The sequence below is a fragment of the Zooshikella ganghwensis genome (assembly GCF_018263875.1).
In the GTDB taxonomy this organism is placed as follows: domain Bacteria; phylum Pseudomonadota; class Gammaproteobacteria; order Pseudomonadales; family Zooshikellaceae; genus Zooshikella; species Zooshikella ganghwensis.
The window spans coordinates 101,472-122,484 of sequence record NZ_JAEVHG010000003.1; the positions used below are offsets into that span (position 1 = coordinate 101,472).

Genomic DNA, 21,013 nt, shown 5'->3' on the forward strand with positions numbered 1-21,013 from the left:
TCACCTTATATTATCCAATGCATAACAAGGGTATTGCATGCAATATGTACTTTTCACTGATGGTATACAGTATTTCTGAAAGGCTTGTTAAGCCTAAACCAACGGAGACAATACCAATGTATAGTGATACTGCTCAGCTAGCACTTATAAAACCCTGATAATAGGGATATTACTACCTATTAAACTGCATACCTATTAAAATACTGGAACTATTTGATCTTTAACGTGCTACTGTCGAAGCTTCCATTATTTTTTGGAAACTCTTCGCATAACCTGCTAGTAAACTAGCTTTATCTAGACCATTTACGACTCTACGAGCATTAACATAGTCTGTTTTACCTGACTTAATATAACTGCCCAGCTTTTTCCCAGTAAAGATCCCATAAAACATTCCATAGGACATCACCGTATAAGCAATATCAGGTTGCAATGCTTTTGTAGGGTTTGCAACTAAATCCACTCCAACAACAGATGACATTTTTTTATAATTATACTTATGGGTAAGCTGAACATACCCTCTACCTTTATAGGTACAACCACCATCATATCTACGACAGTTTACATTACCATACTCTGTAATAGGCTTGTAGGTATTGGCAACTTCATGCTTTGTCGTTGCAAACATATAAGCAATTTGACGCATCCATACAGTTTTATCTTTGATTGCAGGGCGCTTATCTTTTTCCATATTGGCTAAAAGGTAGTTTATACCGTCAACCTGACTTTGTGACAACCGACCAAACGTTGCACGAAACTTAGTAAAAAAATCACTTCGTTTAATACTAAAGCCTTGTGAAGAAGTGCTAGCCTTATACTTAATACTGTCTGAAATCACATTGGATAAGCGGCCTTGTTTATTTTTTACTTGAAAATAGACTGTTTTAGTTCCACTACCAGCAGATAATGTAAACGATATTTTGTCTACATATGCTTTCCAAACTACACCAGAAAAATCACTTTTCTCACTGATACGGTACATTGTCGGTGTTGATCCTGAATAGGTACTGAAAACTGAAACAAACCGACTTGAAGTATCAGCTGCATTCTTATTAATATTAAAGCTTTTCACCTGAATAACGGTATTTGAGTTTGAATCACCCAAGTACCCACCATGAACCCAACGCTCTTCACTCGCATACCAAATCTTTTTCCACACGCCATCAGTTCCAATAATGGTCCAATATGAACCACTTGGCGCAGTTCCTACTAAACGATAGTTTGTACCAGGACCTGAACGTACATTTAATGCAGCTGTTGATACTACATCACAGTTAACCGTTGCTGCAGTAGTATATGATTGACTATAAACCCAACGTGCTTTTCCCCCATCAAACCATACTTCTTTCCAAGGTCCAGATACCTTTCCTGTTGCTACATAGTGCTCACCGCTGTGCATTGTTCCTATTTTTTCATAATTTGTTCCAGGACCAGTCCTTACATTTAAAAATGAATTTGTTACTTTTATTCCTGCACATGTATTCGCATAACTAAGCTGAGTTACACTACCAAATACTACTCCCAAAATGACTGAAACAGCACATAAATGTTTTATTTTCCATTTCATATTAATTTACCTTGTTTTTTAATCGATCACCTTTCAGTTTGTACAGTAGCAACTATTGACGTCTATCAATATCCTTATATGCTTCAGTTGTTGTGCAAAAACAACAAAACCACTCAAATGTTATGGTTATTTTTTTATAGAAACAAGCACTATCGCTCAGCTTTAAGATACTCTTCGCTTTTTAATTGTTTGTATAATTGTAAAACAAGAGTTTTCAGCAAAAATAAACAGACAAAAAACGCAAATAATTTAAACAAATAGTTAAGTGAAAACTTTAAAGACTCACTAAACACCAAAAAAACCTGACAAAGGAAGAGATTAAAGTTAATAATTATTTATCGCGCTCTTTTACTGGTTAATCAAATATTGCGTATTAGATAAGTAATGAAGTAAATGCTCATACTGGATATAGCCGCAGACATGTGCTAGACAAATAACATAAAACTTTATCTTCTATACCCAATACGAATGGTTTTTAGGTGCAGCCATCGAGTGACGAAGCCCCATGAGCCTATATTACCCATGAGCCTGTATTAATAGGTGACTGGGGTGAGGAGTGAAGATAACAAAACCTAGAAATCATTCGTGAAGGGTATAAATAGCTCACATTTAAGGTAGCGCTAGTACGCATGACTCGTCTAAAGCGATATTTACTGTTAGCTCATTTTATTTTCATTCTGTTTTTTATAAGCTTCAAATTGTCTGCAGAAATTACTGTACGTATTTCTATGTCCCCCTTTGAACCCTTCGTATTAGACACTGATCCACCAAGTGGCATTGCCATCGATATGATGGAGTTAATGAATAATTTTCAAGATACCTATCACTTTACTTTTATTATGACGACCTCTGTACGAAGGCATAAAGCTTTTAAAAATGGGTTATTTGAAATGTCCATGTTTGACAACTATAAGTGGGGCTGGGAAGGGTTCCCTGTGGATGTTTCAAAGGTCTATCTAAAAGGAGGAGAGATCTATGTTGCACTGGCAAAACCTGACCGTACTCAAAGCTACTTTAAAGAGTTTGAACAAAAAAGAATGATTGGCATGTTAGGCTACCATTATGGATTTGCCGATTTTAATTCTGATCAATCATTCTTAAAAGAAAGATTTCATATGAGCCTGACAACCAATAACTTGGCAACTATTACAATGTTGCTTAAAGATAGAGGAGATATTGCTGTCATCACAGAGTCTTTTTTTAATCAATACTTAAAAAACAATCAGCATATGAGAAGTAAATTCATTCGATCCAACCGTTACGACCAAGAGTATAATCATACTATTATTATTCGCAAAGGTATAAAACCTTCAATCGAAGAGATCAATGCTCTGCTTGAAGATATGGAAAAGGCCGGTATATTGGAACCTCTTTGGGAGTCAATTGGTTTACAAAGCGTGCTGAAATAACCGATCTGATTAGTTTGAAAAAACTACTGCTAGCGCTTTATAAGCGGAAAAACAGTACAGGCATTATGCTAACCTTCTCAACGTAGACATATAAGCACTCCTACAAGTAAATTCATGCATAACCACTAAGATTGAAATTAACACAATGGTCGCATGCTAGAGTCTAGAGTAGGGTGATTTATAGATCAGGAGCCAAGAGTCCCGATAATGTCAGAAGCCGGGCAAGGCTTTCTGACATGGGAGAAATAAATAACGCTGTTTTCAGTAACGATGGACAATAATAAACTGGATAATAACCAACCCTTCGAGCAACTTAATAGTTTTTTTAAAATTGTCGTTGAATACCCGTAAGAGATAGCACTCGAGTAGCAATTTCTTCGATCGAAAACTGTGTTGTATTAATAAAGGGCACGTGAGCTTCTTGCATTAATGCCTCGACTTCATTGACCTCCTGCCGGCACTGTTTAATGGAAGCATATCGGCTATCAGGTCGGCGTTCATGCCGAATGGCGGCTAAACGCTCCGCGTCAATCGTCAATCCAAAAAGACGATCTTTGTGACTCATCAACAGCCCTGGTAGTCGTTGATTATCCAAATCTTCTTCTGTTAACGGATAGTTAGCTGCATTAATACCATATTGTAAGGCGAGATATAAGCAAGTTGGTGTTTTCCCACAGCGAGATACACCAATTAAAATGACATCTGCTTGGTCATAAGCATAGGTTTTAGCACCATCATCAAAATCTAAAGCAAAATGAACTGCAGTAATACGCTGATGATAACGGGGGTCAGCATCAATCACACGATTTTGTCCAATACTATGATTAGAGGGCTGTTGCAGCTCTTGTTCAAGAGGGGTTAAAAATGCAGAAAAACAGTCAATCATAAAAGCATCTAGCGCACTTAACACTTGAATTACAGCTTCATTGACAATGGTTGAGAAAATTAAGGGTCGCTGTTCTGCCTGATGAGCATATTGTTTTATTTGCTTAACGATCTGCTGGGCTTTCTCTACGGTATCGATATACGGAAATGTTTTATAGCTAAACTGGTCTCGATTAAATTGTGTCAACAAACTATGACCCAAGGTTTCTGCTGTTATTCCAGTACCGTCAGATATAAAAAACACACAGCGCTTTACCATGTTGGTGTTCTCCCAACGTTATTTATGCTTGATTTAAAGCAAAATCCCACACTTTTGAACGAATGAAACAAGCTAGGCAGCGGGAATACTCAGTGGCATCGAGTATACGTGACGCAGCTAAAACATGACAAGCCATGCGGTATATTATTTTTATGCTGCAGGTTTAGTTTTAATTGATGTTCCCTTAAGTAAAGATGTTCACTATTATTTTGTAGCAACTCTTTTTGTAGAACAAACACTGTGATGGCATTTCTTACGCTTAATAATACATACTTATTGAGCGTCGTTTACTAACTCCAGCAGGGTTGGTGCTGATTATGTTATTCGTCTCAATTCGAAAATAAACATTTTTCACTAACATTTTTACGTCTTTTCTTTGTTTTAAAAATGTTAACTTTCATGATAGTGTTTATCCAATGTTTATGAACTGCTGGTTTAATCGATATATCAAGCCATCAAACCATATAGTTTTATGGCAATAATATGACGAATTCATACACAGCAAGCAGAACATACAGATAATTTAAAAAAGCCATGTGCCCTATAGATGTATTGTTTGAAAGATAGATATACTGTTTAAAAAACGTTTTTTTAATGTGAAAGCTAAGCCATACGTGTTTTTAAAGTGTACCTAAAAACAAATAATACATTTCTGTACGATAAAAACCCTAGCGTTTTACTAATAAACCATAAGGTATCGACACTGGAGACTGACTGAGTGAATAAATACGTTATTCCCTTTACCCAACTGGGTGTCAATGATATACCACTGGTGGGAGGCAAAAATGCCTCTCTTGGTGAGATGATCTCCGCTTTAAGCAGTGCTGGGGTAAAAGTTCCAGATGGATTTGCAACGACAGCTGAGGCTTATCGTGACTTTCTAAGCCAACAAGGACTTGACCAGCGCATCAATGCTTTACTTGATCAGCTTGATGTTGATGATGTTCAAGCACTGGCTAAAGCAGGACAAACTATAAGACAGTGGATTACAGAAACACCGTTTCCTGCAGAGTTTCAGGCGACCTTAGAAGAAGCCATTGCCATACTTCAACAACATCATACCGACCTCTCTGTTGCCGTGCGCTCTTCAGCAACAGCAGAAGATTTGCCCGATGCCTCGTTTGCTGGCCAGCAAGAGACTTTTCTTAATATTCGTGGCACCAGCAATATCTTACATGCGGTAAAAGAGGTATTTGCCTCGTTGTACAACGACCGCGCTATTGCATATCGCGTACACAAAGGGTTTGACCACCGCCACGTTGCGCTATCTGTTGGTATACAACAAATGGTGCACAGCGAAACAGGTGCTTCAGGGGTTATGTTTACCCTTGATACGGAGTCAGGCTTTCGCGATGTAATTTTCCTGACAGCCAGCTATGGGCTAGGTGAAACTGTTGTTCAGGGAGCTGTTAACCCTGATGAATTTTATATTCACAAGCCCACCCTGCGCACTGGACATCATGCAATATTACGTCGCAACCTAGGTCAAAAAGCGATTGAAATGGTGTACAACCACAATGGTACTGTTCATGATTCTCTCAGCACTCAGCCCGTTGATGAGCAGCGCCGTCAACAGTTTTGTATAACTGATGAAGATGTTCTGGAGCTCGCCCAGCAAGCCCTCATTATTGAAACTCATTATGGTTGTCCCATGGATATTGAGTGGGCAAAAGATGGCATAACAGGTGAGCTTTTTATTGTCCAAGCCCGCCCTGAAACCGTTCAAAGCCAGTCTGAAGCGGCCATTATTGAGCGCTACCTTTTAAAAGAACAAGGCCATGTGTTAATGGAAGGGCGTAGTATTGGTCAGCGTATTGGTGCAGGTCCTGTCAGCGTTATCAAAAGTCTCGACCAAATGCATGAAGTTAAGCCAGGTGATGTACTGGTTGCAGACATGACAGACCCCGATTGGGAGCCAATCATGAAACGGGCTTCAGCAATTATCACAGATCGGGGTGGCCGTACGTGTCACGCAGCGATTATTGCGCGAGAGCTGGGTATTCCAGCAGTAGTTGGCTGTGGAAATGCCACCGAGCTACTCAAAACAGGACAAGCTGTGACTGTTTCTTGCGCAGAAGGGGATACAGGTTTTGTTTATCAGGGCAAGCTGGCTTATGAAGTACAACAAAGCACTGTTGATGCCATGCCACCACTGCCCTTTAAATTAATGATGAACGTCGGTAATCCAGATCGTGCGTTTGATTTTCAGGCCATACCCAATGCTGGAGTTGGGCTTGCGCGCCTAGAATTTATTATTAACCGTATGATTGGTATTCACCCTAAAGCACTGCTCAATATGCCAGACTTACCTGGTGATATTCGCCAGGCAATTCACGAGCGTATCGCCGGCTACGATAGTCCTGTGAGCTTTTATATTGAAAAACTTACTGAAGGTATTGCCACCATCGCAGCTGCTTTTTATCCAAAGCCGGTCATTGTGCGCTTATCTGATTTTAAATCCAACGAGTATGCAAACCTGATTGGCGGTGAGCTATTTGAGCCTAAAGAAGAAAACCCCATGCTAGGTTTTCGCGGTGCTTCTCGTTACATTGCCGACAGTTTCCGTGATTGTTTTGAAATGGAGTGTGCTGCCTTAAAACGGGTAAGGGAGCAACGAGGTTTAACCAATGTGGCGGTCATGGTGCCCTTTGTAAGAACAGTAGGTGAAGCCCGCCGCGTAACAGAACTACTGGCGGCAAATGGACTACGCAGGGGAGAACATCAACTAAAAGTCATTATGATGTGTGAATTACCAAGTAATGCACTGCAAGCGGATGACTTCTTACAGTACTTTGATGGCTTTTCCATAGGCTCTAATGATATGACCCAGTTGACCTTAGGACTGGATCGTGACTCCGGCCTGATCGCCCATTTGTTTGATGAACGCAATCCTGCCGTTAAGCATTTACTGCAATTGGCTATTGAGGCATGTCGCCGGCAAAATAAATATATTGGTATCTGTGGGCAAGGTCCTTCAGATCATCCCGATTTAGCCAAGTGGCTGATGGATCAACAGATTGAAACCATTTCACTCAATCCTGATTCAGTGTTAAACACCTGGTTTTATTTGGCCGAAAAAGTAGCCACCCCAGCCTAGGGCCTGTTAACACAATTTGAATATCACTGTTATGGCGGTAAAAGCGCTAATCTAGGCGCGAAGCGTGAAGTTTAGTGCTTCTAAATAAACAATGAGCAACAACGAGTAGTGCTTTTACCGTCATAACCCTTCGGGCCGTGATTATTTTTCCACCTAGCGGTGTTACAAGTCACTTATGTAGAATGACTACCCGGCATTCCTTGTGCCTTGCTAGTCGCAAAAAATAGTCTACGGCAATGGTGATTCAAATAGTGTTAACAAGCCCTAATTAATTTGCTCATATCATTTCCTCTGTTTACGCTTAAGCAGAGGAAATGAGCACTATAAAATAATAAAGTTTGTGCCATAAAAGGATAAAGTCGTGCTTTTTTCAACACCTGATCTATGTGATCAATACGACACATTACTTCAAGTGATACCTCCAGCTTTAAAGCATTTTGGTGGACAAACTGCTTTTTTCGGGGAAATTGTTACTGCAAAATGCTTCGAAGACAATAGCACTGTCAAATCGACCTTGGCAGAACCAGGTACAGGCAAAGTGTTAGTGGTTGATGGTGGTGGTTCAATGCGCTGCGCTTTGCTAGGTGATCAAATTGCAACATGTGCTGTAGAAAATCGCTGGGCTGGAATCATTATTTATGGCTGCGTTCGGGATGTTACGATCTTATCAACATTACCTATCGGAATTATGGCATTAGCAGCACATCCTCGAAAATCTATTCGACGTGGGGAAGGGCAAAAACAACTGAGCATAAACTTAGCCGGAGCCAGTATTCAACCAGGTAATTATGTGTATGCTGACGAAAATGGTGCCGCTGTTTCTGCTGAAAAATTACCTTTGACTGAAAAAACATCTTTGGCTGAAAAAGCACCTTTAAATAGTCGATAACCCAAAAACACAACCAGCGTCGTTTTAATCAGTGGGTGACAACACTCACTGAGTGCAAGACGCCTGTAATCCACAATAAATTCTACATTAATAACGCCTGGTAGATTGCTAAATCCTCTTTACTAAAGCAACAAAATATTATTTTCTCTAATGAGCCAGGCTTTTCTGCACAATACTGCTGCACTGTTTGCACAGCAATTGTTGCCGCAGGCTGTTTGGGGAACCCATAAATCCCTGTACTTATTGCGGGAAAAGCAACTGATTTAAGTTTATTTTCACAAGCTCGCTGTAAACTTTCTCGGTAACAACTTGCAAGTAATACATCTTCATTTGCTTGCCCACCATTCCATACTGGACCAACGGTATGAATAACATAATGAGCAGGTAGGTGAAAGCCAGGGGTAATTTTTGCCTGTCCAGTTTTACATCCATTGAGCAACCGGCACGCGGCTACCAGCTCTGGCCCTGCTGAGCGATGAATTGCGCCATCAACTCCGCCTCCGCCTAATAAACTGCTGTTGGCCGCATTAACAATTGCATCAACCGCAAGTTGGGTAATGTCACCTTGTAATGCACTAAGCTGTACAGTCAATGTTATGCTCCTTTAGCACTTAGCATGAACTAATTATTTTATAGAAAATAAACGGATAGCAAAATATACTCAACTTGCCGCATAATTAACTGACAATTTTATGACAGTTATTGTAACATCAGTCTGCTAGTCAAACACGGATGTTTAATAAAATGGTATTAAGTAGTCTTAACACTAAAAAACTCATAAGTCCTTCCCGGATGGTGTTATTCATCAGACCAACTTGCATTTTTCAATTTTTTGGAACCATTTACTTTCTAAAATTTCATCTATAATCGATAAGCTATGAGGCAAACAGCTCAGTGTAAATTACTGTAGCCAACCATGAGGGTGTCGTGAATGAAGGCGGTCTTATTTAATGATCAACAAATTATGCTGGTTTCTCCCCCCGACCCAGAACCATCTCCAAATGAAGCCTTATTACGCCCCCTTGTAGCAGGTATTTGTCAAACTGACATCGAGCTTTTTAACGGGTACTACCACTTTCAAGGTATTCCTGGACATGAGTGTGTAGCTGAAGTTGTGGCTTGCCCAGCAAAATCAGATTGGGTAGGTAAACGTGTCGTGGTGGATATCAATATTGGCTGTGGTGACTGTCCCAGTTGCCAACAAAATGATCCCCATCACTGCCACCATCGCCAAGTACTCGGTATTAAACATAAGGACGGTGTGTTTGCCGAGCTATTTACTGTGCCACTAAGCAACCTTTACTGTGTACCAGACAATATTCCAGATCATGTTGCAGTGTTCACAGAGCCACTGGCTGCGGCTTTGGCCATCAAGTCCCAGTTACAGATATCCGAGAGTAGCCCGATTGCTGTTATGGGCGATGGTAAACTTGGTTTACTCATTAGCTTAGCCTTAAAAGAGCAGTTTCCAAATCTGGTACTGATCGGCAAACATTCCAATAAACTCGCTATTGCAGCGCGTCATGGGATCAAAACAGAGCTGCTGGAATTTAAAAACACCAACCAGCTACTCCAGCAATATCAACAATATTTTTCTGTTGTCATTGAAGCCACAGGCCGTCCAAATGGGCTGGATATGGCCCTGGCTGTCGTCGCGCCTTGCGGCACCATTGTTCTAAAAACAACCAGTAACCAGTTAACGGAAGTAAACCTATCTCAACTTGTTGTTAATGAAATTAAACTGATTGGCTCTCGCTGTGGACAAATGAGTGCGGCCCTTGCGTTTCTGAAACAACATAGTCTGGATACTGAGCTGCTTATCGAGGCACGTTACCCCTTCCAGCAATTTCAACGCGCATTTCAGCATGCCCTGCAACGAGGTAGCAAAAAGGTGCTGATCGATTTTCCAAGCACTACCAGCTCTGCCTAATACCGATAGGGTTGCTTAAACCACCAAATGATTCTTAACCCACCGAATCATTACTCGTGCTTATGGTATTTTCGATAGGTACCCAGTATTTCACGCCCCACCTGTCCAGCATTTCTTGCCCAGCGTGCTGTCATTAAATGACCTATATGCCTTAATTGAGCAACCAGCTTTGGATTTGGCGATACCACTTGAATGCCATTTTTTTGCATAGCAACTATTGCTTGCTGAATATGTAGTTGCATACTTTGCCAAGCGCGTACTTCCAGTCGCTTTGCCAGCTTGGTTAAAGTTTGTCGCTCCTGGTCATTCAAACTCTGCCATGATGCTTGGTTAATCACCAGCATATTTTTCGGCACCCATGCCTGAATATCATAATAATATTTTATATACTCCCAAGCTTGCTGAGTCACAGCCGTCACTGGCGATGTAATCATGGCATCCAACTGTCCTGTTAACCAGGACTCACGTAGATGTTCGTGCGGCACATGAACAGACTCAGCCCCAAGATAACGAGCGAGTAGAGCCGTTTCGGTCGAATAAGTCCTCAGCTTTCCCCCTCGTAGATCAACTAGCGAGGCCATAGGTTGAACGGTAAAAATACCCTGTGGTGGCCAGGGCGCGACTAATAACAGGTGAAGGCCTAAGTTAGCAAGCCGTTGCTCTACTTGCTCTCTGGAAATTTCCCATAGCTGTTGTGCTTCTGATAAATCAGTTGCTAAAAAAGGAATATTGTCCAAGCCAAACAGCGGATCTTCATGTTCTAACTCCGCCATTAATATTTCAGCCAGTTGGATATCATTTTTTGTAACGCTGGTTAATATATTTTTATCTGGAATCAAACTGCATTTATCAAAAAGATTTACCTTGATCCGCGTGCTTGGCAGCGACTCCATGCCATGAACAAATTCAGTGAGCAAGTTGTGATGACGAGCATCACCCAAGTAAACAGATACTAATTGCCATGATTTAGCCCAGCTTGGCACCGTCGCACAGAGCAGTAAACTACAAACCACACTTAAAAGTAGGGAGTTAGCGAAATACCCCTTACGAGGCATATGTCTTTTGATTAATTGCATCATTAATTCTAATCCTGAAGAATCTTCCTTGTTCAGCTAATTAGTATGCGATGTTTCAGGAATAACAGAACAGGCTTAAGTACAGATAAACCATGTAAGAAATTACCAGGAAAATCAGGCCGCTTTGGTCATCGAACGTGCATTACCTGACTTACAAGAACCATGACCAAAATCATTCAACACTATTTAGTAGATATTGCACTAGCCGTCTTTAATTGTTATCAATAATGACTTACATCAAGATCTGCTGGGTAATTCATGCTATATCAATAGGAGTCAGCATAAACACTGTGTTACAACAGCGTAATTTGACACACTATACCCAGCATGAAGGTTTTTAGCGCGGCTAGTCTGCTCTGTTAAGACGGTATATCACTGACATGCCAGCTAAATTTGTAAATAGGTGTAACCAACGGGCAGTTTATAATAGTCTTAAATTTGGTTTTTTGGCATCATTGTCATACTAACGACATGAGCCGTTATTTTACTATTCAAGTCTACCACGCTGTAAACTGACAATCTGTGTCGTCAAATAGCAATGCCTTAAAAGGGCAGAGCGCATTTCTCAGGATTTATAATACTGAGCAATATCATAAAACGATACGGGTACAATAAGCAGTGTATGAATATATCTAAGACAAATAATGCCATAGGCTAACATGCCGTACGTATCAAACGACAGTCACATCAGCCGTTGATAGTGGTTGATTTTTTGACCTAATGCGTGTCGCTATCGCAATGCGTTGGCGTACAGAGGTAAATTAACCGGTTAATGAGATAATTGAATAGACCATGCTTATCGGAATTCCCAAAGAAATATTTGCCAACGAAACTCGGGTAGCTGCTACCCCCAAAACCGTTCAGCAGCTAATTAAACTTGGCTTTACAGTCTGTGTGGCTGAAGGCGCAGGAAAATTAGCCAGCTTTACAGACAGTGCTTACAAAGAGGCAGGCGCCAGTATTGTCAGTCAGAAAGAAGCCTGGCAAGCGGAAATTATTTTCAAAGTTAATGCACCACAAGAAACTCCCGAAGATGAAATCAGTTATCTAAAACCGGGACAAACCTTGGTCAGTTTTATCTGGCCTGCACAAAATGAGTCATTATTGGAAAAATTAGCGGCAAAAGGCATTAATGTATTAGCGATGGATGCTGTGCCTCGGATTTCTAGAGCGCAAGCCCTCGATGCCCTTAGTTCAATGGCTAATATTGCGGGCTATCGTGCCGTTGTCGAAGCTTCTCACCAGTTTGGTCGCTTTTTTACCGGACAAATTACTGCAGCAGGTAAAGTACCCGCGGCTAAAGTACTGGTGATTGGTGCGGGTGTTGCGGGGTTGGCTGCTGTTGGTACCGCAAGCAGTCTAGGAGCGATTGTCCGCGCATTTGATACTCGCCCTGAAGTAAAAGAGCAAGTTGAAAGTATGGGTGGCGAGTTCCTTGAACTGCATGTTGAAGAAGACGGTTCTTCAACAGATGGCTATGCCAAAGAAATGAGTGAAGCCTTTATTAAGGCAGAAATGGAGCTTTTCAGCCAACAGGCAGCAGAAGTCGATATTATCATCACTACCGCACTCATTCCTGGTAAACCAGCACCTAAGCTTATTACTGCAGACATGGTTAAGCTCATGAAGCCAGGCAGTGTGGTGGTTGACTTAGCGGCTGCAACAGGTGGGAACTGTGAGTTAACCCAGGCAGATCAACTGGTCACTACGGATAATGATGTACGTATTATCGGTTATACCGACCTGCCAGGCCGTTTACCTAATCAGTCTTCACAGCTGTACAGTACCAACCTGGTGAATCTGACTAAACTGCTGTGTCCACATCAAGATGGCAATATTTCCATAAACTTTGATGATCAGGTGATTCGTTCTGTCACGGTGGTTAAAGAAGGTAATATCTCTTGGCCACCACCACCGGTTAAAGTCAGTGCCCAACCGCAACCTAAAGCGCAAGAAGCCGTTACCCCTGTTGAAAAAGCACCAGAACCAAAATCATCCAAACGTAAGCATATTGCGTTGGCTGTTGGAGCTTTAGTATTTGGCTGGATTGCCAGTGCAGCTCCTGCGGCCTTCTTATCCCACTTCACCGTGTTTGTGCTGGCCTGTATTGTCGGCTATCACGTGATTTGGAATGTTACCCATGCATTACACACTCCCCTTATGAGCGTCACCAACGCCATTAGTGGCATCATCATTGTTGGGGCTTTACTTCAAGTCTCCAGTGATAACGGACTGGTTTGGTTTTTCTCGGCCATTGCTGTCCTCATAGCCACCATTAATATATTCGGTGGATTTTTTGTCACACAGCGCATGCTTAAAATGTTTCGTAAGTAAGGGGCCCAATAATGTCACAAGGTTTTATCAGTGCAGCATATATTGTTGCTGCCATTTTATTTATCTTCAGCTTAGCGGGCCTGAGTAAGCAGGAAACAGCTAAGCAGGGGAATATCTATGGTATGGTCGGTATGGCCATTGCCTTACTGGCTACCATTGGCAACCCTGAAGTGTCAGGCATGGGCACCATTATCGTGACAATGGTGATTGGTGCTGCCATTGGTTTGCATCTGGCCAAAAAGGTGCAAATGACTGAAATGCCTGAGCTGGTAGCCATGCTACATAGTTTTGTTGGCTTGGCTGCGGTATTGGTTGGTTACAACAGTTACTTGGATCACCCTCCTATGGAAGGTGCCATGTTAACCATTCACTTAAGTGAAATTTTCCTTGGGGTATTTATTGGTGCAGTGACGTTTACAGGCTCAATCGTAGCATTTGCAAAGTTACGGGGCATTATGAGTGGACGTCCGCTGTCATTACCTCACAAGCACAAGCTTAACCTGGCTGGTGTTGTTGTATCCATTCTGTTAATGCTCAACTTCGTCAACAGTGATAGCGCTACTTTCTCATTGATTCTGATGACAATTATCGCCTTGGCTTTTGGTTGGCATTTAGTCGCATCTATTGGTGGTGCAGATATGCCTGTCGTTGTATCCATGCTGAACTCTTATTCAGGATGGGCTGCAGCTGCAGCAGGCTTTATGCTCGCCAATGACCTGCTGATTGTAACCGGTGCACTAGTCGGTTCCTCAGGTGCCATCCTGTCTTATATTATGTGTAAAGGGATGAACCGTTCTTTTATCAGTGTGATTGCGGGTGGCTTTGGTACTGAAAGTGGTACCGTATTGAGTGATGGTGAAGAGCAGGGCGAGTATGTAGCCACATCTGCAGAAGAAGTGGCGGAAATGCTTAAGGATTCCAAGTCTGTCATTATCACTCCTGGCTATGGTATGGCTGTTGCGCAAGCACAATACCCCGTATACGAAATCACCCAGAAGCTTCGTGAAAAGGGCGTTAACGTCCGGTTTGGTATCCACCCTGTTGCAGGTCGTTTGCCAGGCCATATGAATGTCTTGCTGGCAGAAGCCAAAGTGCCTTATGACATTGTTTTGGAAATGGATGAAATTAATGAAGACTTTCCTGAAACAGATACAGTCTTGGTGATTGGCGCAAACGATACTGTAAACCCTTCTGCGGCTGAAGACCCTGCAAGCCCTATTGCAGGTATGCCTGTACTGGAAGTTTGGAATGCGCACCAAGTCATCGTATTTAAGCGCTCCATGGCTACCGGTTATGCTGGTGTTCAAAATCCGCTGTTCTTCAAACAGAATACGCGTATGCTGTTTGGGGATGCCAAAGAAAGTGTTGAAGCTATTCTGAAAGCCCTGTAAAAATATACGTTTAAACGCATATTTTTTAGACTAAAGCCGAAGTCTTTGACTTCGGCTTTTTTTATATTGAAAAATAAACGATCGACACCTAAAGCTAGTGAATTACACTGAACACGCTGTAAATCCATCCTTGGAAGCTTGGTTGCCGCATCCTTGCGGCAAACAGTTCAGTGTTAATTCACCAGCCTTTAGCCTAAAATACCAACCTTTTCTAATACAACATGTAGTGTATTTCCTATTGCCCAGCAAACTAAAAACCAGCACCATAAATAAAGCAATGTAGATATACCAATAAAGAAGGGCAAAACCCTTAATGGAGAAACAATATGGATATTAGGGTATTGAATCGTAATGATGCAGAGCAGTATAAACAAATTCGACTCACTGCCTTGCGGGCATGCCCAGAATCCTTTGCGCAAAGTTTTGACAACGAACTCTCTCAACCACTCAGTTATTTTGCTAATAAAATTACCCCAAGCAACCAATCTTTTATCATTGGTGCGTTTAATGGACTTACATTAGTAGGTACTGCAGGTGTTAGCCGACAAGATTATCTAAAAAGATCTCATAAAGGTATGATTTCGGGGTTTTATGTTAATAAACCCTTTCAAAGTAATGGTATTGGCAAACGCTTACTTGAAAGGATAATAGATGAAGCAAAACAGCTTAATGACTTATCACAACTTCAGCTTGTTGTTATTTCCGAAAACACATCGGCCATTAAACTCTATCAAAAATATGGATTTGAAACATTTGCGTTTGAGCGAGATGCACTCCGTCTAGGACAGAAATCATATGATGCTAAACATATGGTGCTTTTCTTATAGAAGATATGGATGCTTTTAAGAATAATTTTTAGCAGTCAACTGCTGCCACCATCCTTTGGCAGCAAAGCATATATAAAATTGAAGCAGTTTAGAAAGTATACTTAGCAGACAGTGTAAAGGTATCTACATCAGTTTCACCGAAATGTAATTTGTCTTTATCACCTAGGTCATTAATACGCTCCCAGTCAAGACCAAAAGCAACATTATTAGTCAGGCTATAACTTGCACCTAAACCAAATACTTTACTTGTTCCCTTAGCTGTTTCACTTTCTTTATCTATCTCTCTACCATTAGCTGACGCGCGGTAATCCTCTTCAATCTTCCACTTCATTAAGCCAAAACTAGCATTTAGCTCAACACTTTTAGACACAGGATAAATACCAACTGCTTTTACTCCATAACCACTAATTTCATTATCAACTTCGAGATTTTGATAATTATTAAAGAACAAACGACTAACATCAAATTCAGTATCTGCAAAACGAGTATAATTCGCTTCAAGTGCAAAGTATTTATTAATGCGATAGCCACCAAATACCTTTGCTAATCCATCGCGTTTAGTTTTATGTCCAGAGTAGCCTAGGCTTTCAACTCTATCTGTATAAGCTGAATAAGCATCATCATAACTAGCCGCACCAGCCCCCAACCCTAGATAAAAGCCCGATTTTTCATCTGCGAATGGATTAATACTATCTTGTGCAAAAAGCGGCGTGGAAACTATTGAAGAAATAGCAAAAAATAAAGCAGTTTTTTTCATTATTCAACCTTTATTACAACTCAAATTAGTACTACAGAACAGGTTTTTTATGATCTGCAATCCATTTTCATTGAGAACAGATAAACGGTTGAATACGTATTAACCACAAATATAAAGCACCTTTGTTTTAATAAAAAACAAAGGTGCTACAAACTTACGCGTTATATTAATAAAAAAGGTTACATTATTTTTTAAACTTGCATTAATCCTTTAACAATTATTAATAGTTGTAGCAAAATACCTCAGTAAGAGAAAAAGCGGTACTTATATTTCATCGCCTTATTGACTGCTGCACCAGCATCAATAACACCATGCCCACATTCACTACACTTTGGTTGTTTTTTAGCCGTACTGGTAATCAGTTGTTTAATTTCTGTTGGCGTAGTTGATGGTTGTAAGCTGTATAATATAGCAGCGACACCCGCAACATGGGCTGCAGCAAATCCAGTACCTGCCGCATACTGGTAACTATCACTAGCGGCTTTTCGATATCCAGCATTTGATGTCGATAAAATACCTGCATGTAATGGTTCTTTAACCCCTCCAGGCGCAGCCACTGTAATCCCTTTACCACGATTACTATAGTCTGTTAGCTTGCCATCGATATCACTAGCAGAGACGGCAATAACATTTTGACAGTTGCCTGGACTATATTGGTTCGCTTGATCACCATTATTACCTGCCGCAACAATGACAGTCACGCCTTTCTGATTAACTTCATCAATCGCCTGTTGAAGTGATGCCTTACATTGACCTGGTTCACTACTAGCAATTGTGATAATTTGAGCAGGGTGCTTATTTATAGGTGCATTAGCTACAGTAAGTCCTCCTGCCCAGCGGATGCCATCGACCAAATCTGAAGTATATCCTCCACACTTGCCTACAGTACGTACCGGCAGAATTTTTGATTGATGGGCAATGCCGCTAATACCAATATTATTTGCAGCAGCAGCAATCACACCTGCTATTTGTGTTCCCTGCCAGCTACTTGATGTGTCTTGTGTAGTGGAGTTCGTTCCTAACTGACTACACTCACCGGCCATATGACCATCACCTGGATCGAGTGGATTACCATCTCGACCATCACCATCATTCGCCATGGCTAAATCACTGACCATGTCATAACCTGCAAGCAGGTTGTCTTTTAAATCTTGGTGAGGAAGATAACCACTGTCTAACACAGCAACAACGACACCTTGTCCCTGATTTTGTTGCCAAGCTTGTTGCACATTAATATCACCTAAATACTGACTCGAAAGTAAGCTCCATTGCTGATTAAAAAGTGGGTCAGTCGGTGTGACAGACATGGGTGTCTTAGGCCGCATCATCCAGTCAGGTTCCACATATTCAACTTCTGGTTGTTGTTCTAACTGCTCAACTAACTGCTGAATTTGCTTTATATTCTGAAAAGAGGGTAGTTTAAAAACAATAGCGCCTGTCCCCATTGTTCTAACATAAGTCATTTGTACTGAAATTCGGTCGCTTAGTTGTGCTAATAAATCCTCTACAGGGATTGCTGCATGTACTTTGTTAAAACTCATAATTAACCGGTTAGTTGTTTGTGCAAACTCAACAGGGGCCATGTTATTAGCAGGAAAAGTAGTAGCTTCTGTTGTATTGCCAGCATATAGCAATGTACCTTGGGTAAAGGTGAGGGCAGACACTACTACGGTTGAGACCATATATTGCTTAACATTCATTGAAATCCCTCCGGTTTGGAAGTCTACTTATACGACAGGATCCGTCTGCCGATATGATAAACTGTAGATACGTATGGATACACTTTTTTGTACATTGAGTGAGTGTATTTTTAACCTAAAAACATAAGTATGGATTTATCTTAGATGACTCAAAAATATGAAACTTGTCTTAGAGCAATAATTATTCATAAAACACCGGACTTTTAAGTCTGGATGCAACGTTATCAGTCTTTATTCATTGTGTACACCTATATCGAAGTGTACTTTTAACAATATGGCGATTAATCCCAATAATGAAAAATATTCATTTAATTTATTCTTCATAAATTCAAATCAAATAAAAAGGATCACTGGTGTGATCCTTTTTAAGAGTATTAATAAGAATAATACGATCTGTGTTTCAACAATATCATACATTGCAGATAATGTGTTTACTACAATCGCTACTGCTATTTTAATCCTAAACAAGTTAGAACTGGTCCTCCTCTGTTGAACCTTTTAAAGCAGTAACGGAAGATGAGCCTCCCTGAATGACGTTAGTTACATCATCAAAATAGCCTGTACCCACTTCTTGTTGATGTGCAACAAAAGTATAACCTCGTTCAGCATCTTGGAATTCTTTTTCCTGTAATTTCACATACGCTGACATGTCATTACGTGCATAATCATAAGCCAGGTCGAACATACTATTCCACATAGCATGAATACCTGCTAACGTAATAAATTGGAATTTATAGCCCATTGCACTTAATTCCCGCTGAAACTTGGCAATGGTGGCATCATCCAGATTTTTCTTCCAATTAAAGCTAGGTGAACAATTATAGGCTAACAGTTGATCTGGGTATTCACGACGAATCGCTTCAGCAAATTTTCTAGCTTCATCAAGATCTGGTTTAGCTGTTTCACACCAGAGTAAGTCAGCATAAGGTGCATAGGCTAAACCACGAGAGATTGCCTGATCTATACCCGCACGTGTTTGATAAAAACCTTCTGCCGTACGTTCTCCGGTAATAAAAGGTGCATCATATTCATCAATATTAGACGTTATCAAATCCGCCGCATTAGCGTCTGTTCGTGCTAATACAATAGTGCTGGTCCCCATAACATCAGCCGCTAAACGTGCTGAAATCAATTTTTGTACGGCTTCTTGTGTAGGCACTAATACTTTGCCACCCATATGACCACATTTTTTCACTGAGGCTAACTGGTCTTCAAAGTGAACACCTGCTGCACCAGCTTCAATCATGGCGATCATTAATTCATAGGCATTTAATACACCGCCAAATCCCGCTTCTGCATCCGCCACAATAGGGGCATAGTAGTCAATATACTGCTCATCAGAAGGTTTAATGCCACGCTGCCATTGAATTTGATCGGCCCGGCGAAAGGCGTTATTAATCCGCTTAATCACTGCAGGAACAGAGTTAACAGGATAGAGTGATTGATCAGGGTACATAGTCATCGAACTATTATTATCTGCCGCGACTTGCCAACCCGATAAATAAATGGCTTTAATACCCGCTTTAACTTGTTGAACCGCTTGACCTCCGGTTAAGGCACCTAAGCAGTTAACATAGCCTTTACTCACACCACCATTAATCAACGACCACAACTTTGTGGCACCTTGTTCTGCTAATGTATTGGCAACATGAATTGAACCACGCAAACGAACAACATCACTTGCCGTATAAGTACGTTTAACATGCTTCCAGCGAGGATTTTCTGCCCAATCCTTTTCAATACGAGCGATTTCTTCATTGCGGTTATAAATAGCCATCGTTGGCTCCTGTAGTTAGCTGTATTTATTATGAATTACGAACAAGGCACGACAAAGTCTAGAAATTATGCCATGATTTAGGAAATTTATAGTTTTTATTCTCGGTATCAACAAAATGAATATTTCACGGGTTGATCTTAATTTATTGGTGTATTTAGATGTCTTATTACGTGAAAAAAATGTCACTAAAGCGGCAAGCCACTTAGGAATCACCCAGCCAGCCATGAGTAATGGTTTGCGTCGTTTACGTGAGCTTTTTGATGATCCTATCCTCGTCAGAACCAGTGAAGGAATGACCGCAACAGAGCGAGCTCTTTCATTACAACCCATGATTCGAGATGTATTGTCCAACATAGAAAAAGCGCTTCAACCCCAAAAAGCATTTGATGCATATAGCAGCGACCGTGTATTCCGCATCATGGCCAGTGACTATGCTGAATCAACCCTGATTCCCCCTTTATTAACAAAGTTAAGGCAACTTGCTCCCCATGTCACTTTGGATATATTAACGCCAAGTGACGTCAGTTTTTTAGATGTAGAGCAAGGCCGCGTGGATATGGCCATTAATCGTTTTGATGAAATGCCACAGTCTTTTCATCAAACCACAGTCTGGCAAGATAGTTTTTCCTGCTTAATCAGCGCTCAAAACCCTATTTTAAAAAACTTTAATTTGGACACTTATTTACAAGCTCAGCATATTTGGGTGAGTAAAACCGGCATGGGGGTAGGGGTTGGCATGACACCACAAGATGTACAACGCTTGGGGTGGGTTGATGAAGCATTGGCAAAACTCGAAAAAAAACGCCGTATTAGCGTTTTTACTCGACATTACCAGGTTGCAATGTTACTAGCCCAACAACCCGACCTTATTGCTACATTACCCACTCGAGCCGCACTGCTTGCCAAAGATAACCCACAGTTGGTTATTCGTAAGCCACCCTTCGCGGTGGCAGACTTTGAGCTAAAAATGGCCTGGAGTCCTTTATTACAACATAACCCAGGACACCAGTGGTTAAGACGATTGGTAGGCGATGTCGCTAAAACTGAGCTTACCCTTACCGCTTCGTCATGAAAAGGCGCCGCAACAAGCCAAGCGAAAAAGGAATAAAGGACTGCTT

Annotated in this window: 15 protein-coding genes; 8 read left to right on the top strand and 7 right to left on the bottom strand. The window is 41.1% G+C overall.

All coding sequences use genetic code 11. The features are described 5' to 3' along the window. Positions 1–220 precede the first annotated feature (220 nt). Complete coding sequence (locus KHS79_RS06490) at positions 221–1,564, bottom strand: SH3 domain-containing protein (RefSeq protein ID WP_212717712.1); 1,344 nt, start codon at positions 1,562–1,564, stop codon at positions 221–223. Positions 1,565–2,193: 629 nt separating this feature from the next. On the opposite strand from KHS79_RS06490, the gene KHS79_RS06495 reads away from it, so the two are divergent. Further along, positions 2,194–2,973: a transporter substrate-binding domain-containing protein gene (locus tag KHS79_RS06495; RefSeq protein ID WP_212717713.1), complete on the top strand. Its 780-nt coding sequence runs from the start codon at positions 2,194–2,196 to the stop codon at positions 2,971–2,973. Positions 2,974–3,298: 325 nt separating this feature from the next. Here the strand turns inward: KHS79_RS06495 and ppsR are convergent, their stop codons facing one another. Beyond that, positions 3,299–4,117 carry a posphoenolpyruvate synthetase regulatory kinase/phosphorylase PpsR gene (ppsR, locus tag KHS79_RS06500; protein ID WP_212717714.1) on the bottom strand — a complete coding sequence of 273 codons (819 nt, stop codon included), beginning with the start codon at positions 4,115–4,117 and terminating at the stop codon, positions 3,299–3,301. Between the two features lie 718 nt (positions 4,118–4,835). Here ppsR and ppsA point away from each other — a divergent pair. After that, positions 4,836–7,214 (top strand): phosphoenolpyruvate synthase, encoded by a 2,379-nt coding sequence (gene ppsA / locus KHS79_RS06505; RefSeq protein WP_212717715.1) that lies wholly within the window; start codon positions 4,836–4,838, stop codon positions 7,212–7,214. 361 nt (positions 7,215–7,575) lie between these two features. Continuing rightward, on the top strand, positions 7,576–8,103 hold the full coding sequence (rraA, locus tag KHS79_RS06510) for a ribonuclease E activity regulator RraA (protein ID WP_212717716.1): 528 nt from the start codon (positions 7,576–7,578) through the stop codon (positions 8,101–8,103). An 82-nt stretch (positions 8,104–8,185) separates the two neighbouring features. On the opposite strand, the gene KHS79_RS06515 is transcribed toward rraA, so the two are convergent. Then, positions 8,186–8,695 carry an O-acetyl-ADP-ribose deacetylase gene (locus KHS79_RS06515; RefSeq protein ID WP_212717717.1) on the bottom strand — a complete coding sequence of 170 codons (510 nt, stop codon included), beginning with the start codon at positions 8,693–8,695 and terminating at the stop codon, positions 8,186–8,188. A 339-nt stretch (positions 8,696–9,034) separates the two neighbouring features. On the opposite strand from KHS79_RS06515, the gene KHS79_RS06520 reads away from it, so the two are divergent. Beyond that, the gene (locus KHS79_RS06520; RefSeq protein WP_212717718.1) at positions 9,035–10,033 is read left to right on the top strand and encodes an MDR/zinc-dependent alcohol dehydrogenase-like family protein; all 999 of its coding nucleotides are present in this window, start codon (positions 9,035–9,037) and stop codon (positions 10,031–10,033) included. A 50-nt stretch (positions 10,034–10,083) separates the two neighbouring features. Here KHS79_RS06520 and dctP read toward each other — a convergent pair whose 3' ends face one another. Continuing rightward, a complete protein-coding gene (gene dctP / locus KHS79_RS06525; protein WP_212717719.1) occupies positions 10,084–11,112 on the bottom strand; it encodes a TRAP transporter substrate-binding protein DctP in 1,029 nt (342 codons plus the stop codon). Positions 11,113–11,901: 789 nt separating this feature from the next. On the opposite strand from dctP, the gene KHS79_RS06530 reads away from it, so the two are divergent. The 3 genes from KHS79_RS06530 (at position 11,902) to KHS79_RS06540 (ending at position 15,661) form a co-directional block, all read left to right on the top strand. Then, positions 11,902–13,443 carry a Re/Si-specific NAD(P)(+) transhydrogenase subunit alpha gene (locus tag KHS79_RS06530; protein ID WP_212717721.1) on the top strand — a complete coding sequence of 514 codons (1,542 nt, stop codon included), beginning with the start codon at positions 11,902–11,904 and terminating at the stop codon, positions 13,441–13,443. 11 nt (positions 13,444–13,454) lie between these two features. Continuing rightward, positions 13,455–14,834 (top strand): Re/Si-specific NAD(P)(+) transhydrogenase subunit beta, encoded by a 1,380-nt coding sequence (gene pntB / locus KHS79_RS06535; RefSeq protein WP_212717723.1) that lies wholly within the window; start codon positions 13,455–13,457, stop codon positions 14,832–14,834. 326 nt (positions 14,835–15,160) lie between these two features. Continuing rightward, complete coding sequence (locus tag KHS79_RS06540; RefSeq protein WP_212717725.1) at positions 15,161–15,661, top strand: GNAT family N-acetyltransferase; 501 nt, start codon at positions 15,161–15,163, stop codon at positions 15,659–15,661. An 88-nt stretch (positions 15,662–15,749) separates the two neighbouring features. Here the strand turns inward: KHS79_RS06540 and KHS79_RS06545 are convergent, their stop codons facing one another. The 3 genes from KHS79_RS06545 to aceA all read right to left on the bottom strand — a co-directional run bounded on the left by KHS79_RS06545 (position 15,750) and on the right by aceA (position 19,895). Beyond that, a complete protein-coding gene (locus KHS79_RS06545; protein ID WP_094787384.1) occupies positions 15,750–16,418 on the bottom strand; it encodes an outer membrane beta-barrel protein in 669 nt (222 codons plus the stop codon). 242 nt (positions 16,419–16,660) lie between these two features. After that, positions 16,661–18,118, bottom strand: a complete 1,458-nt coding sequence (locus KHS79_RS06550) for a S8 family peptidase (RefSeq protein ID WP_212717726.1) — start codon at positions 18,116–18,118, stop codon at positions 16,661–16,663. Positions 18,119–18,587: 469 nt separating this feature from the next. Then, complete coding sequence (gene aceA, locus KHS79_RS06555) at positions 18,588–19,895, bottom strand: isocitrate lyase (protein WP_027706844.1); 1,308 nt, start codon at positions 19,893–19,895, stop codon at positions 18,588–18,590. A 115-nt stretch (positions 19,896–20,010) separates the two neighbouring features. Between aceA and KHS79_RS06560 the strand changes: the two genes are divergently transcribed. After that, a complete protein-coding gene (locus tag KHS79_RS06560; RefSeq protein ID WP_212717728.1) occupies positions 20,011–20,967 on the top strand; it encodes a LysR family transcriptional regulator in 957 nt (318 codons plus the stop codon). Positions 20,968–21,013: the final 46 nt, after the last annotated feature.

What these genes read in the sequence shown, in the direction of transcription:
- KHS79_RS06495 (WP_212717713.1), top strand. Translation starts at nt 2,194, where the DNA reads ATGACTCGTCTAAAGCGATATTTACTGTTAGCTCATTTTATTTTCATT.
- KHS79_RS06540 (WP_212717725.1), top strand. Translation starts at nt 15,161, where the DNA reads ATGGATATTAGGGTATTGAATCGTAATGATGCAGAGCAGTATAAACAA.
- pntB (WP_212717723.1), top strand. Translation starts at nt 13,455, where the DNA reads ATGTCACAAGGTTTTATCAGTGCAGCATATATTGTTGCTGCCATTTTA.
- ppsR (WP_212717714.1), bottom strand. Translation starts at nt 4,117, where the DNA reads ATGGTAAAGCGCTGTGTGTTTTTTATATCTGACGGTACTGGAATAACA.
- dctP (WP_212717719.1), bottom strand. Translation starts at nt 11,112, where the DNA reads ATGATGCAATTAATCAAAAGACATATGCCTCGTAAGGGGTATTTCGCT.
- KHS79_RS06490 (WP_212717712.1), bottom strand. Translation starts at nt 1,564, where the DNA reads ATGAAATGGAAAATAAAACATTTATGTGCTGTTTCAGTCATTTTGGGA.
- KHS79_RS06545 (WP_094787384.1), bottom strand. Translation starts at nt 16,418, where the DNA reads ATGAAAAAAACTGCTTTATTTTTTGCTATTTCTTCAATAGTTTCCACG.
- KHS79_RS06530 (WP_212717721.1), top strand. Translation starts at nt 11,902, where the DNA reads ATGCTTATCGGAATTCCCAAAGAAATATTTGCCAACGAAACTCGGGTA.
- aceA (WP_027706844.1), bottom strand. Translation starts at nt 19,895, where the DNA reads ATGGCTATTTATAACCGCAATGAAGAAATCGCTCGTATTGAAAAGGAT.
- KHS79_RS06560 (WP_212717728.1), top strand. Translation starts at nt 20,011, where the DNA reads ATGAATATTTCACGGGTTGATCTTAATTTATTGGTGTATTTAGATGTC.
- KHS79_RS06520 (WP_212717718.1), top strand. Translation starts at nt 9,035, where the DNA reads ATGAAGGCGGTCTTATTTAATGATCAACAAATTATGCTGGTTTCTCCC.
- KHS79_RS06550 (WP_212717726.1), bottom strand. Translation starts at nt 18,118, where the DNA reads ATGAATGTTAAGCAATATATGGTCTCAACCGTAGTAGTGTCTGCCCTC.